The sequence below is a fragment of the Cedecea sp. B1(4) genome, assembly GCF_059414925.1.
In genome coordinates, this window is record NZ_JCAHMZ010000268.1 from 1 (window position 1) to 299 (window position 299).

Here is a 299-nt window from a genome sequence, read left to right on the forward strand (position 1 = left end):
AAAAAAAAATAAATAAAAAAACAACCCAAAAAAAAACAAAAAAAAAAAATAAAAAAATATTTTTTAAAAAAACAAAAACACCAACGAACCAAAAAAAAAAAAACAAAAAAAAAAAAAAAAAAAAAAATAAAAAGCCCCCAACCCCCCCAACCAGGCGCCCACCATCCCACATAACCCCAACTAAAAAAACAAAAAAAAAAAAAAAAAAACAAACACCAACAAAAAAACCACCAACAAAAAAAAAACAAAAACCAAAAAAAAAAAAAAAAAAAAAAAAAAAAAAAAAAAAAACAAAAAAA

At 20.7% G+C, this 299-nt stretch carries 1 protein-coding gene; it reads left to right on the forward strand.

Translation table 11 applies throughout. The annotated features are described in order from the left end of the window. On the forward strand, positions 1–299 hold a 299-nt coding region (locus ACR6JA_RS22895), incomplete at both ends, for a hypothetical protein (RefSeq protein WP_494599780.1).